This window comes from Mariniflexile sp. TRM1-10 (assembly GCF_003425985.1).
Lineage (GTDB): Bacteria > Bacteroidota > Bacteroidia > Flavobacteriales > Flavobacteriaceae > Mariniflexile.
On sequence record NZ_CP022985.1, the window covers coordinates 2,554,234 to 2,568,346 of the forward strand.

Annotated in this window: 11 protein-coding genes and 1 tRNA gene; 11 read left to right on the plus strand and 1 reads right to left on the minus strand. The window is 34.4% G+C overall.

Annotated features, from left to right (window positions below; translation table 11 throughout):
- The first annotated feature begins 15 nt into the window (after positions 1-15).
- The 5 genes from porK (at position 16) to CJ739_RS10880 (ending at position 6,222) form a co-directional block, all read left to right on the plus strand.
- Entirely contained in the window at positions 16-1,377 is a 1,362-nt protein-coding gene (gene porK / locus CJ739_RS10860; protein ID WP_162880292.1) for a T9SS ring complex lipoprotein PorK/GldK, read from the plus strand.
- Positions 1,378-1,465: 88 nt separating this feature from the next.
- On the plus strand, positions 1,466-2,104 hold the full coding sequence (gene porL, locus CJ739_RS10865) for a type IX secretion system motor protein PorL/GldL (protein ID WP_117175199.1): 639 nt from the start codon (positions 1,466-1,468) through the stop codon (positions 2,102-2,104).
- A gap of 49 nt (positions 2,105-2,153) precedes the next feature.
- Entirely contained in the window at positions 2,154-3,713 is a 1,560-nt protein-coding gene (gene porM, locus CJ739_RS10870) for a type IX secretion system motor protein PorM/GldM (protein ID WP_117175201.1), read from the plus strand.
- Between the two features lie 147 nt (positions 3,714-3,860).
- Positions 3,861-4,751: a type IX secretion system ring subunit PorN/GldN gene (gene porN, locus CJ739_RS10875; protein ID WP_117175203.1), complete on the plus strand. Its 891-nt coding sequence runs from the start codon at positions 3,861-3,863 to the stop codon at positions 4,749-4,751.
- 433 nt (positions 4,752-5,184) lie between these two features.
- Complete coding sequence (locus CJ739_RS10880; RefSeq protein ID WP_117175205.1) at positions 5,185-6,222, plus strand: NAD(P)/FAD-dependent oxidoreductase; 1,038 nt, start codon at positions 5,185-5,187, stop codon at positions 6,220-6,222.
- A gap of 113 nt (positions 6,223-6,335) precedes the next feature.
- Here the strand turns inward: CJ739_RS10880 and CJ739_RS10885 are convergent, their stop codons facing one another.
- Positions 6,336-6,722 carry a DUF983 domain-containing protein gene (locus tag CJ739_RS10885; RefSeq protein ID WP_117175207.1) on the minus strand — a complete coding sequence of 129 codons (387 nt, stop codon included), beginning with the start codon at positions 6,720-6,722 and terminating at the stop codon, positions 6,336-6,338.
- Between the two features lie 85 nt (positions 6,723-6,807).
- Here CJ739_RS10885 and CJ739_RS10890 point away from each other — a divergent pair, with 85 nt between their 5' ends.
- The 6 genes from CJ739_RS10890 to CJ739_RS10915 all read left to right on the plus strand — a co-directional run bounded on the left by CJ739_RS10890 (position 6,808) and on the right by CJ739_RS10915 (position 14,027).
- Positions 6,808-8,718: an ABC-F family ATP-binding cassette domain-containing protein gene (locus tag CJ739_RS10890; protein WP_117175209.1), complete on the plus strand. Its 1,911-nt coding sequence runs from the start codon at positions 6,808-6,810 to the stop codon at positions 8,716-8,718.
- Between the two features lie 97 nt (positions 8,719-8,815).
- A complete protein-coding gene (locus tag CJ739_RS10895; RefSeq protein ID WP_117175211.1) occupies positions 8,816-9,640 on the plus strand; it encodes a leucine-rich repeat domain-containing protein in 825 nt (274 codons plus the stop codon).
- A gap of 72 nt (positions 9,641-9,712) precedes the next feature.
- Positions 9,713-9,895 carry a CPXCG motif-containing cysteine-rich protein gene (locus tag CJ739_RS10900; RefSeq protein ID WP_117175213.1) on the plus strand — a complete coding sequence of 61 codons (183 nt, stop codon included), beginning with the start codon at positions 9,713-9,715 and terminating at the stop codon, positions 9,893-9,895.
- A gap of 121 nt (positions 9,896-10,016) precedes the next feature.
- Positions 10,017-10,089, plus strand: a tRNA-Met gene (locus CJ739_RS10905).
- A gap of 205 nt (positions 10,090-10,294) precedes the next feature.
- Entirely contained in the window at positions 10,295-11,383 is a 1,089-nt protein-coding gene (locus tag CJ739_RS10910; protein WP_117175215.1) for a formylglycine-generating enzyme family protein, read from the plus strand.
- 217 nt (positions 11,384-11,600) lie between these two features.
- Entirely contained in the window at positions 11,601-14,027 is a 2,427-nt protein-coding gene (locus CJ739_RS10915; RefSeq protein ID WP_117175217.1) for a DUF4982 domain-containing protein, read from the plus strand.
- The last annotated feature ends 86 nt before the right edge of the window (positions 14,028-14,113 follow it).

The window sequence follows — 14,113 nt, forward strand, 5'->3', positions numbered from 1 at the left end:
GAGTTTTCTATGGATATGAAGAAGTTTGTATTATTAACCGCAGTAATAGCAATGCTTACTAGTTGTGGCTCTAACGATAAGGGCGAACTAGTGGGTGTTAAAGGAAAAAAATGGCACCCTGAAAAACCTTATGGAATGGAACTTATTCCAGGTGGTGCATTTATAATGGGTAAAGGCGATGATGATTTGGCGGGTGTTCAAGATGCACCAGCTAAAACCGCAACCGTAAGAGCCTTTTATATGGATGCTACTGAAATAACAAATAGCGAATACCGTGAATTTGTTAATTGGGTGAGAGACTCAATTATTAGAATGAAGCTTGCGATTTTAGCAGATGAGGTAGGGAAAGTTCCAGATGATGGTGGTATTGGTGAATTTGCATTTAAAGATGCAGATACCGCAAATATGTCGGTTTACGAAAAATACATGTTCGAGAACTACACAGGATTAGGGCCTACAGGATATGAAGGCAGAAAAATAAATCGTGATGTCGACTTAATTTTCGATACCTCAGAATATCCCGATGAGTATTATACCGAGGTTATGGATACCATGTATTTGCCTTTAGAAGATTCTTATAATGGGCAACGTACTTGGGATGTTGAAAAGTTTAAGTTCCAGTATAGTTACATGGATATCCAAGAAGCGGCAAGAAACAGAGGTATAAAACGTAGAGACGCCATTGTTAGAGAAGAAATAAAAGTGTATCCAGATACAGCTGTTTGGATTAGGGATTTCGCATATTCATATAACGAACCCATGCATAATGATTATTTTTGGCATGACGCGTATAGCGATTATCCAGTAGTAGGCGTTACTTGGAAACAAGCTAAAGCGTTCTGTGAGTGGAGAACTATCAAGAAAAATTCGTATCAAAAATCTAGAAAAGGAGCTGCAATGGTTAATACTTTTAGATTACCATCAGAAGCAGAGTGGGAATATGCTGCTCGTGGCGGTCTGCAAGCTGCGACTTATCCATGGGGTGGTCCTTATACAAAAAGTGATAGAGGATGTTTTATGGCAAACTTTAAACCTGTAAGAGGTGATTATGCAGCAGACCAAGCATTATATACAGTAGAAGCTAAGTCTTACGAACCAAATGATTATAATTTATATAACATGGCAGGTAACGTAGCAGAGTGGGTAAATGCTTCATACGACCAGTCGTCTTACGAATTTACATCAACAATTAACCCAAGTGTTAACGATAACAATAACCAACGTAAAATTGTTAGAGGTGGTTCTTGGAAAGATGTGGCATACTTTTTACAAGTAAGCTCAAGAGATTACGAATATGCAGATTCTGCAAGAAGTTATATTGGTTTTAGAACAGTTCAGGATTACATGGGGACACAAGTAACCGGGAAAAATAAATAAAATCAATTAAAATTTAATCAAATCAATAATAAATTTAACCTATTAATTAACCTACTTAAGTATTTACTTAAATTAAAAATCGAGAATTATGGCACAGTCAAAAGCAAGTAAAAAGTTCATGAATATGGCTTACGGATTAGGAGCGGCAATTGTAATTATTGGAGCGCTTTTCAAAATTACTCATATGGAGTTTGGACCCATTACAGGTAACGCTATGTTAACATTAGGTCTTGTTACCGAAGCAGTTATTTTTGCATTATCAGCATTCGAACCAGTGGACAGCGAATTAGATTGGTCTTTAGTGTATCCAGAACTAGCAGGAGGAGAAACAAGCAAAAAAGATAAAAATGAAAGCCCACAAGGATTATTATCTAAAAAATTAGATGAGTTATTAAAAGATGCTAAAATTGATGGCGAGTTAATGGCAAGTTTAGGAGAAAGCATTAAAAACTTTGAAGGAGCTGCTAAAAATATGTCATCTAGTGCAAATTCTATAGAAGCTTCTAAAAAATATAGTGAAGAATTATCATTGGCAGCAGCCCAAATGGAATCTTTAAACAGTCTATATAAAGTGCAGTTAGAAAGCATTAGCAGACAAGCAACTATTAATGAGGAGTCTGTTGAAAATGCATCTAAATTAAAAGAACAAATGCAATCTCTAGCATCTAACTTATCATCATTAAATGGCGTATACGGTGGTATGCTGTCTGCTATGAACAAAAACTAATTAGGAGTTAATCCCAAATTTTAATAATTAACCAAAAACCTAATTAGACATGGCAGGAGGAAATTTATCACCCAGACAGAAAATGATTAATCTGATGTATTTAATATTTATAGCAATGCTAGCATTAAATATGTCTAAAGAAGTGCTTTCAGCCTTCGGATTAATGAACGAAAAGCTTACCGAGTCTAATCAAGCCACAGGTGAAAGAAATACTGCTTTCATGGCAAGCTTAGATCAAAAAGCTGTTGATCAACCAGAAAAATATGTATCATTAAAATCTAAAGCAGATCAGATAGACGATTTAGCATCAAAATTTAATAAATATCTAGAGGATTTGAAAGATAGCATGGTTGAAGGATTAGATGATCCTACAGATTACGAAATAATGGATAAGGGCGATTACCTTGACGAAAATTTCTTTAAAGGCGCAAAATTAAAACCAGCAGGCGAAGAATTTTTAGCTCAAATGGCAGCATATAGAGATGGCGTAGCTAAAATTTTAGCAAACGAAAAAGGGATGCAAAGTGTCGTTAAAGATGTAAAAGAAAAATTTAACACAGACGATGTTACCAACAGAGATGGTATCAAACAACGTTGGTTAGATTATCACTACAAAGGATTCCCTTTAGTAGCATCATTAACAAAAATGACGCAACTTCAAGCCGATATTAAAACAACGCAGTCTGAGGTGTTATCAACGATGTTACAAGGTACACTTGCTACCGAGGTGTCTATGACAAACTATACAACATTAATGGAAACATCAAAATCGGCTTATTTTAATGGTGAGCAATTTGATGGACAAATTGTGTTAGGTCGTAAAGATGCTACAACTAAACCAAATAGAGTAGAATTAACTTTAGACGGAAGAAAACTTTCTGAAAATGAATATTCTATTGAAGATGGAAAAGTTAAATTGAAAGTTGGAACAGGAAATCCTGGTGAACATAAAATTGAAGGTAAATTAATCTTTGCTCAAGACGGTGAAGATATTGAAGTACCTGTGAGTTCATCATTTGCTACTGTTGCAAGACCAAATGCAGCAACTATTTCAGCGGATAAAATGAATGTAGTATATCGTGGTGTTAAAAACCCAATGACGATCTCTTTTGCTGGTATTGCCGATAATAATGTAAACGCATCTGCACAAGGTTTAAGTAGAGTAAGTGGTAGCAAGTATATAATGGATGCTACAAGAATTCAAGGTAGAGAAGTTACAATTAATGTGACTGGTAAAATTGAAGGACAAACCGTTAGTGATAGAGCAACATTCAGAATTAAAGATTTACCAAAACCAACAGGAACTATAAGAGGTGAAGACGGTGCTATAAAAATGCAACGTAACGCTCTTGAAATTTCAACCGTAGGCGCTAAGTTTGATGATTTCGATTTCGAATTGCCATTACACGTTACTGGATTTAAATTTAAAGTACCTGGTCAACCAACCATTGACGTAAATGGAAATAAGCTTGATAGTAGAGCTAAATCAGCATTACTAAAAGCCAAAAGAGGGACAGATGTTCAGATATTTGATATTGAAGCTAAAGCAGGTGGTGTAAGCGTGATACTTAAAAAAGTATCTCCAATCATTATAGAGCTTACAAACTAATATGTTGGAATAAGCATTTTGTTAATTCTCTAGTGATTAAAAATGTATAATAAGATGAAACATCCTTATTGAAACAGACTGAAAATTAGTTTAAAGTCCAATAAGAGTGTTACATGTTACCATTGAAATAACAATAAAAATAAGCACATGAATTTAAAAAGTTTTTTATTAACCGTAACAGCTGTTTTTACAGTGTCAAGCATATTTGCTCAAGCTAATATACTAAACGCTAAAAGTCCTGAGGAAATTGGGGTTAGAACAGATGCTCAAAAAGCTATAGATAATGATAAACCATTAGAATATGGTTATGTAGATGACAGAGATATCCTTTTTTCTAAGATGGTTTGGGAAAAAATTATTTTAGACGAACGTGCTAACTTTCCGCTATACTATCCAATAGATACTAATAATATTGGTAGCGACAGACGTTGTTTGTATGATGTGCTTATGAAGAGCATTAAAAGTGGTAGGATTGAAAACATTTATGATGATTCTTATTTTAAAACAAAACGTACTTTAAAAGATATTGAAGCGGCATTAGTAAAGATTGATACCACCGAATTAGGTATTGAACAACTAAATGCAGGTGAAGAATTGTCGGCAGAATATATTAACAGAAGAGATATTACAGCTGCTGATATTACTGAATATCATATTAAAGGTCTTTGGTATTTCGATAAACGTCAAGCTGAAATGAAATACAGATTGTTAGGAATTGCTCCAGTTGCTCCAGACGTTAACTTTATAGATTCTGAAAACCAAGATTTAGTAGAATTGTTTTGGGTGTTTTTCCCAGATGCTAGAGAGGTATTGCACGAAGCTAAATCGTTTAATAACAAAAACAGTTCGATGCCATTTTCATTCGATCATGTGTTGAATGCAAGACGCTTTCAGGCTTATATTTATAAAGAAGAGAATGTTCAAGGTGATAGAGCAGTTACAGAATATATATCGGATAATGCTTTAATGCAATTGTTAGAGTCTGAAAGAATTAAAGAGAAAATTAGAGATTTTGAATTAGATATGTGGACATATTAATTTAAATATCTTATTAAAAAGTATAAAAGCTCACTTTTAAGTGGGCTTTTTTATTTTGAAGTGCTTTAAACTTTTTCTAATTGGCTAAAAATCGCCCTTTTTTTCTCTATGCGCCTCCCGGCCCATTCACTAAAACAGTCCACAGGACTGTTTCTTAACGTTCTGTCCTGTCTTTTTTCTTTCCGTAGCTTTTCCAACGCGGCAAGCTGGCTCCTTCTCTAAAAAGGTTTACTAAACCTTTTCTTTACGCTCGGCCCTAACTCAAAAAAGACTTCGATTGAGTAAAATTGCCATTGCGCTGGCTGGCCCGTTCGCTAAAATAACCCACTGGGTTATTTTTTCACGCTCCGTCCTGCTTCAATCGAAAAAGTTTAAACCACTTCTTTGCAAAAACCAGACGAGATAACATAATCTATTTTATCTTCGCAGTACCATGCAAGTAGATTATATTATAGTAGGGATTGGGTTAGCGGGCATTAGCTTTTGTGAGCAATTAAAGGCTCATAACAAAACGTTTGTGGTTTTTGATAACGCGTCGCAACAGTCATCAACAGTTGCAGGTGGCTTATACAATCCTGTAGTTTTAAAACGTTTTACACCTGTTTGGAAATGTAAAGAACAACTCGATTTAGCATTGCCAATGTATGCGAATTTAGAAGCAGAATTAGGGGTGAAGTTAGATTATAAAATTCCGGTATATCGAAAATTTGCATCGCTAGAAGAACAAAATGATTGGTTTACAGCTTCCGATAAGCAGATACTTTCAGAATATCTTTCACCAAAGATCATTAAAAATGACAATAAGTCTATTGATGCACCTTATGGTTATGGCGAAGTATTAGAAACCGGACGTATTGATGTAAAAACATTAATAGAAGCTTATAAATCATATCTATTGAGCCATGGCTTATTTGTTGAATCTGTTTTTGAGTATGATGATTTAAAAATAGAAGCCGATACTATCCCGTACAAAAACATTATAGCAAAACACATAGTATTTGCAGAAGGTTTTGGTGTAAAACAAAATCCGTTTTTTAAAGACTTACCATTAGTACCAGCAAAAGGGGAATTACTTACTATATATGCGCCCGATTTAAAGATAGACTATGTTTTAAAAGCAGGTGTGTTTTTAATTCCGTTGGGTGACGATTTATATATTGTTGGGGCCACTTACGAATGGAAAGATTTAAGTAGTAAAGTCACAGATTTAGCAAAAGAGGAACTTTTAACCAAGCTGGAAAAACTAATTAATTGTGAATTTGAAGTTGTTAACCAAGTATCAGGAATACGTCCTACAGTAAAAGATAGACGCCCGTTGGTTGGTCAACACGAAAAATATAAGAATATGTTTGTGCTAAATGGTTTGGGCACACGTGGTGTTATGATTGGTCCTTATGTAGCACAGCAACTTTATGATTTTATTGAAAAGGGGATGCCTCTTGAAAAAGAGATTGATATTGCTCGATTTTAAAAAATATTTTTTGAATTTATTAGTGAGTTGGAGTTTACTCATTAAGAATGAAATCGTGAGAGCCTCGCATTTGCAGTGTAAAGTCCAACCCTAAGGGTAACGCCCAATACATGTTAGTTCTTTTTAGCCAATGATTTATCGTAATGCATAAAAATATTAATCCAGATGTTTCTTGATAGTCTAATGATTATCGGTAAAAAAACGATTAAAGTCACTACAATTGAAATAAAAACAGTATTGATGTTGGCTTTTAAAAATACAAACGAAATTACAAAAGCTGCTACGGCAAATGCAATACCAACAGCATAGCTAACGTACATAGCGCCATAGAAAAACGATGGCTCTATTTTATATTTTGTGCCACAATTACTGCAGGTTTCGTGCATGCTTAATACTTCTGATAAGATGTATGGATTCTTGTTTTTAAACATAGATTCCTCATGGCATTTAGGGCAAGTTCCCGTTAAAATGCTATATAATTTTGACCCTTTTTTAAACATATAATTTAATGTACTTTTGCATCTGCAATTACAGGACAAAAATACAGTTTTAATAATTTAAATCCTGTAGCAAAGTTACATTTCTATGATGAACATTCATAATTTATCGATTTCATTTCAAGGCGAATACTTGTTTGAGGATATTACGTTTAAACTGGTTAATGGCGATAGGGTTGGGCTTATTGGTAAAAATGGCGCAGGAAAATCAACCATGCTTAAAATTTTATCGAAAGAAATGGAGCCGGATACGGGACAAATTGCTGCCGATAAAGAACTTAAAATTGGCTTTTTAAAGCAAGATATTGATTTTATTTTAGGAAGAACGGTACTTGAAGAAGCTTACGAAGCGTTTACAGAGATAAAACAGTTGGAAGCTAAAATGGATGCCGTTAATACCCAAATGGCAGAACGCACCGATTATGAAAGTGAAGGTTACCATCAATTAATGGTAGATATTAACGAACTTCAACATCAATATGAAATTTTAGGTGGTTATAATTACCAAGGAGATACCGAGAAGATTCTTCAAGGTTTAGGGTTTAAACGTGAGGACTTTAATAAGTTAACCGATACTTTTTCAGGTGGTTGGCGTATGCGTATTGAGCTGGCTAAACTATTGCTGCAAAATAATGATATCTTATTACTGGATGAGCCCACAAACCATTTAGATATTGAATCCATTATTTGGTTAGAAGGGTTTTTGAAGAATTATACGGGTGCTGTGGCCATTGTATCACATGATAAAATGTTTTTGGATAATGTAACGAACAGAACCATTGAAATTTCGTTAGGAAGGATTTATGATTATCCAAAGCCCTATTCAAAGTATTTAGTGTTGCGTGAAGAATTACGAACACAACAATTAGCATCCCAAAAAAATCAACAAAAGCAAATAGAACAAACTGAGAAACTTATCGAGAAGTTCCGTGCAAAAGCATCCAAGGCAACCATGGCACAATCGTTAATTAAAAAGCTGGATAAGATTGATAGGATTGAGGTTGATGAAGATGATAACAGTGTAATGACGCTTAATTTTCCAGTATCAATCATACCTGGTAAAGTCGTAGTTGAAATGGAGAAAATCTCTAAAAGCTACGGACATAACCAAGTTTTAAAAAACGTTAGTTTATTAATTGAACGCGATAGTAAAACGGCTTTTGTTGGGCAGAACGGACAAGGTAAATCTACCTTAGCCAAAATTATGGTGGGCGATATACAATATGATGGCCATTTAAAATTAGGGCATAACGTACAAATAGGTTATTTTGCCCAAAATCAAGCAGAATATTTAGATGGCAATAAAACGGTTTTAGATACCATGATTGATGCCGCCAACGAAACCAATAGAAGTAAAGTAAGGGATATTTTAGGGTCGTTTTTATTTAGAGGCGATGAAGCTGAAAAATACGTACGGGTACTTTCTGGAGGAGAGCGCAATCGCTTGGCATTGGCTAAATTAATGCTGCAACCATTTAATGTGTTGATTATGGATGAGCCCACAAATCATTTAGATATCAAGTCTAAAAACGTTTTAAAAGAGGCTTTAAAAAAGTTTGGAGGCACACTGGTTTTAGTGTCTCACGACCGTGATTTTCTTCAAGGGTTAACCAATAAAGTTTACGAGTTTAAAGATCATAAGTTGAAAGAATATCTGGGTGATATTGATTATTATTTAGAACAACGTAATGTTGAAAGTTTACGCGACGTTGAGAAGCGAACGGTGGTTAAAGAAACACCCAAAGAAAAAAAGCAACAATCTTACGATGACCAAAAGAAACTTAAATCCTTAAATAATAGGTTGAGTAATATTGAAGCTGAAATAAATAGATTAGAACGTGACATAAAAAAGATTGATTTGGAACTTGAAAGTAATTATGAAGCGGTTACATCTAAACCCGATTTTTTTGATAAATATCAAAAACTAAAGTCCGATTTACAAGATTCCATGGATAAATGGGAAGCTATTCAACTTGATATAGAGCAGTTCGTCGATTAGTATTTGTTAAAAAATAATGCACTTCGTCGAATAAAATAGTTTTTCATCTGGTTTTGGGTTACTTTCGTACTAGAATTAATCCCAAATTTATTCAACCATGAAGATTTTAAAACTTATAGTTCTATCATTTTTTATAACGGCATATTCATTTGCCAGTGTTTCTCAAAGCGAAAAAGAAGCTTTAATAGCGCTTTATAATGCCACTAATGGTAGTCAATGGAATTCTACATGGGATATGAATACATCTGTTAACACGTGGTATGGTGTTAAAGTTGAAAACGATAAAGTAGTAGAAATCAACCTTCAATTTAATAACCTTCAAGGTAATTTGCCTGAAGAAATAGGCAATCTTGTTTATTTAAAGAAAATGAATTTAGGTTTTAATAAATTAGAAGGAACCCTGCCGTCTTCAATAAAAAATTTAAAGGAATTAAAGTCTTTAGAATTATTTATGAATCAATTTGAAGGTAACATTCCTTCTGAGTTAGGTGAATTAACAAAATTAGAGACCTTAAAATTGTACAGTAACAAATTTGAAGGTCATATTCCACAAGCTTTAATGAGATTAACAAACTTAAGAGAGCTTTTATTAGGGAGTAATTTTTTAACAGGAACCATTCCGACTAATATTTATGCCCTATCTAAACTTGAAAAGTTAAGTTTGATGGACAATAAATTAGAAGGAGAAATACCTGTAGAAATAGCACAATTAACCCAATTGGAAGAGTTGATATTATCTACCAATCAACTTACTGGTAATTTACCATTAGAGTTTATGGGCTTAAAGAAATTAAACACTATAATGGTTAGTGATAATAATTTAAATCAGGAATATACAAGCTATTCGGGTAAAAATTTACCAAGTCTTTTACACATGCAAACGGAAAACGCTACTGCTATATTAGATATTGAAAAAGATTAAATATACTTATTAGTTGAAAAACAAAACAGCCAACATAATTGTTGGCTGTTTTTGTTTTAACTTTATGGTATTATGTTGGAACACTATTTTACCTGTCCATATTGTTGGGAAACAATCTCTATGCTATTAGATAATTCGGTTTCTAAGCAAGTATATATAGAAGATTGCGAAGTCTGTTGTAATCCAATACAGATTTCGGTGCAGTTTAATAATTCTGAATTAATGGATTTTCAAGCAGATAGCTTGGAACAATAATTTTTTATGATTTTATACTTGTAGAAAGTAAAAAGGATTGTATATTTGCATTCCGAAACAATTTGGTCGGCATTATGAACCGAAAGTTAAAAGCTAAGTAAGTTGTTTTAGGAATTAATATCGCGGGATAGAGCAGTAGGTAGCTCGTCGGGCTCATAACCCGAAGGTCACTGGTTCGAGTCCAGTTCCCGCTACTAGCAAAGACAAGGGTTTCAAGAGATTGAAACCCTTTTTTTATTTCTATGGGTACAGATAATGCTATTTTTTTTAGTTCTGTCTTTTGTTTTATCTTGTGGGTCATATAATTATTTAAAATGAAAACACCTATGAAAATAGCACACCCATGCGGATGATTTTTCAAGGTGTTCTGACAATTTAAAATAACAATAAAATAAAGAGATGAAAATAAAGCGTATACTTAATTTTTTTACATGCCTTTTAATTATTCTTTTTGTGGCATGTAAAAACGATTCAAAGAATAACAGGGGGAGTACTGATAAAGGAGATAAAGAAACTGTAAATCCCATTAATACTCCAGAAGGGATGATTTGGGTTTCAAAAAAGACATTTATACAAGGAGCCAAGAAAGGCGATAAATATGCTATGCACGGAGAAATGCCTGCGCATAAAGTAACTGTTGATGGTTTTTTTATTGATGTCACCGAAGTCACCAACAAACAGTTTAAAGCTTTTGTTGATGCCACCAAATATATTACGGTTGCAGAACGGCCAGTAGATTGGGAGGCAATGAAAAAGGAATTACCCAAAAGCACTCCAAAACCACATGATTCAATTTTACAACCTGGAAGTTTAATTTTCAATAAAGATGTAAACAAGGTCGCTTCTATGGATAATTATACACAATGGTGGACTTGGAAAATAGGAGCTAGCTGGAAACATCCCGAAGGACCAGAAAGTTCTATTGAGGGTAAAGATAACTATCCGGTGGTGCACATCGCATTAGAAGACGCCTTAGCTTATTGCAAATGGGCTAACAGAAAATTACCTACAGAGGCACAATGGGAATCTGCTGCTCAAGGTAAAGACATCGATGATATTTACACATGGGGCAATAACCCTGAAATATTGAATGCGCATGCCAATACTTGGCAGGGTGTTTTTCCTGTAAAAAACGAATCGAAAGATGGTTTTGAATTGATAGCACCTGTAAAATCATATCCACCAAATTCTATTGGACTATATGATATGCTTGGAAATGTTTGGGAAATAACCGCAGATTTGTTTAATGTAAATTACTATAAAGAATTAGACAGTTCGCAACCAATCTTAAACCCTAAAGGTGCCAGCACATCTTTTAGTCCAAACAATCCCTATCAAGTAGAACATGTAATAAAAGGCGGTTCTTTTTTATGCAACGCATCTTATTGCGCCAGTTTTAGAATTTCAGCTAAAATGGGGATGAGTACAGATTCGGGCTCAGACCATATTGGGTTTAGAACCATTGTAGCTCTAGATATGTTGGAGTAAAGTTACGGCTTGCTCTGTGATTTGGTTGTTGAATAATTCTATCAATGTTTTAAAGTTCAATTTATATACATATTATCCGTAGATTCAGGGGAAAATATTTGACAGACAAAATTTAAACAGTTTCTAAGTGTAAATTCATTTTAATAACCTGTAATTTTGGGAAAGTAGTTTTATTATTAATGATTCAGTATTTTCGTAACATAATAGAAAGTTTTATATGCAACAACAAAAATTTATTCTCCTTATATTCTTAATCCTTACACACCTATCGTTTTCACAAGTAAGATCAGTAAAAGAATTAGACACCAATTGGAAATTCCAAAAAGGAGATTTTGAAAATGCTTTTAAAGTGGATTTTAATGATTCTAATTGGGAAAATGTAACTGTTCCTCACGATTGGGCTATTTACGGTCCTTTTGATAAAGAGATAGATAAACAAGATGTTGCCATTATTCAGAATGGAGAAAAAGTAGCTTCAGAAAAAACCGGGAGAACAGGGGCTTTGCCACATATTGGATCCGCTTGGTATCGAAATAAATTTAGCTTACCCCATTACGAAAAGAATAAAAAAGTGATTTTACTTTTTGAAGGCGCTATGAGCGAACCTCAAATTTATTTAAACGGCAAGAAAGTAGGAGCATGGGCTTATGGTTACAGTTATTTTTATTTTGATGTTTCAGAATTTATTAAAGAAGGCGAAAATACGTTGGCAGTGAAACTAACAAATAAAGAATTTGCTTCACGGTGGTATCCCGGCGCAGGCTTATATCGCAAAGTTAGTGTCATCGTAAAAAACAAGGAAAGCATAGATCAATGGGGAACGTTTATTTCAACACCATTTATTAATAAAGATGCAGCCAAAGTAAATATAAAAACAAAAACCTCAGGGGATAATGTCCATTTAAGAACAACAATTTATGATGCAGATGGAAAAAAAATTAGTTCGGAAGCATCAACAACGCAGTTTGGGAATGAATTCGATCAAAATATCAAAGTTCAAAATCCTAAATTATGGAGTCCTGAAACGCCGTATTTGTATAAAGCAGTGTCTCAGTTGTTTGTTGGAAATGAATTGAAAGACGAGGTGTCAACACGTTTTGGAATTAGGGATGTAAAGTATGAAGCTAACAAAGGATTTAGCTTAAATGGCGAAGTCAGAAAGTTTAAAGGCGTTTGTTTGCACCACGATTTGGGACCATTAGGAACCGCAATAAATAAAGCGGCATTGCGTCGTCAACTAACCATTTTAAAAGATATGGGTTGCGATGCCATTCGTAGTTCTCACAATATGCCATCATTCGAACAGTTGGAGTTATGTGACGAAATGGGTTTTATGTTTTTAGCTGAAAGTTTTGATGAATGGGCAAAACCAAAGGTGAAGAATGGTTACAATAGGTTTTTTGAAGCCTATGCCGAGAAAGATATCGTGAATTTGGTTCAAGCCACCAGAAACCATCCCTCAATTGTGATGTGGAGTTCTGGAAATGAAGTGCCAGATCAGTGGGGAGAAGCAGGTGTGAAACGTGCAAAGTGGCTACAGGATATTTTCCATAGAGAAGATCCCACAAGACTCGTAACCGTTGGTATGGATCAAGTAAAAGCAACCATGGAATCTGGATTTGGAGCATTATTGGATGTTCCAGGGTTGAATTACCGCTTACATTTATATGAAGAGGCCTTTAAAAAATTCCCTCAGGGATTTATATTAGGTTCAGAAACGGCTTCAACGGTTAGCTCTAGAGGCATTTATAAGTTTCCTGTTGTTCAAGAAAAAAATAAACAATATGATGACCTTCAGTGTTCCTCATATGATTTGGAAGCCTGTAGCTGGTCTAATGTGCCCGATGAGGATTTTGTATTGCAAGATGATAAACCATGGGTTATTGGTGAGTTTGTATGGACTGGTTTTGATTACTTGGGAGAGCCTACGCCTTATGATGGAAGTTGGCCATCACGTAGTTCTTATTTTGGAATTTCAGATTTAGCGGGACTTCCTAAAGACCGCTTTTACTTATATAGAAGCCGTTGGAATACAACGGACGAAACCTTACATATTTTACCTCATTGGAATTGGGAAGGACGTGAAGGCGAAACAACCCCTGTTTTTGTGTACACCAATTACAATAGCGCCGAACTTTTTGTGAATGGAAAAAGTATGGGCATTCAAAAAAAGAATGTGTCAACAGCTCAAAATAGATATCGTTTAATGTGGATGGATGTAAAATATGAACCCGGTACTTTAAAAGTTATTGCTTTTGATGATGAAGGTAATCCCGTTGCTGAAAAGGAAATACATACAGCTGGAAAACCTTATAAAATTATATTAAAACCAGACAGGGAAACAATTAAAGCAGATGCTAAGGATTTATCTTTTGTTGAGGTTTCTGTGGTTGATAAAAACGGCATTCCTTGTCCAAACGCAACCAATCAGTTAAAATTCAAGGTAAAGGGTGAAGGAACTTATAGAGCAGCATGCAATGGTGATGCGACTTCATTAGAACTATTTCATTTGCCAACCATGAAGCTTTTTAGTGGTAAGCTGGTAGTATTGGTACAATCTACAAACCAATCAGGAACTATTGAATTATCAGTTACAGGCACTGGCTTAAAAAGTGGTAAATTGAATTTGAATTCCAATAAATAATTAGGTAATAGAAAAAGTCAAGATAAGTTTCTCCAAAAGCTATGACTAAAACGATAAAAGTATGTTAACTTTTGTTAGGCTTCACA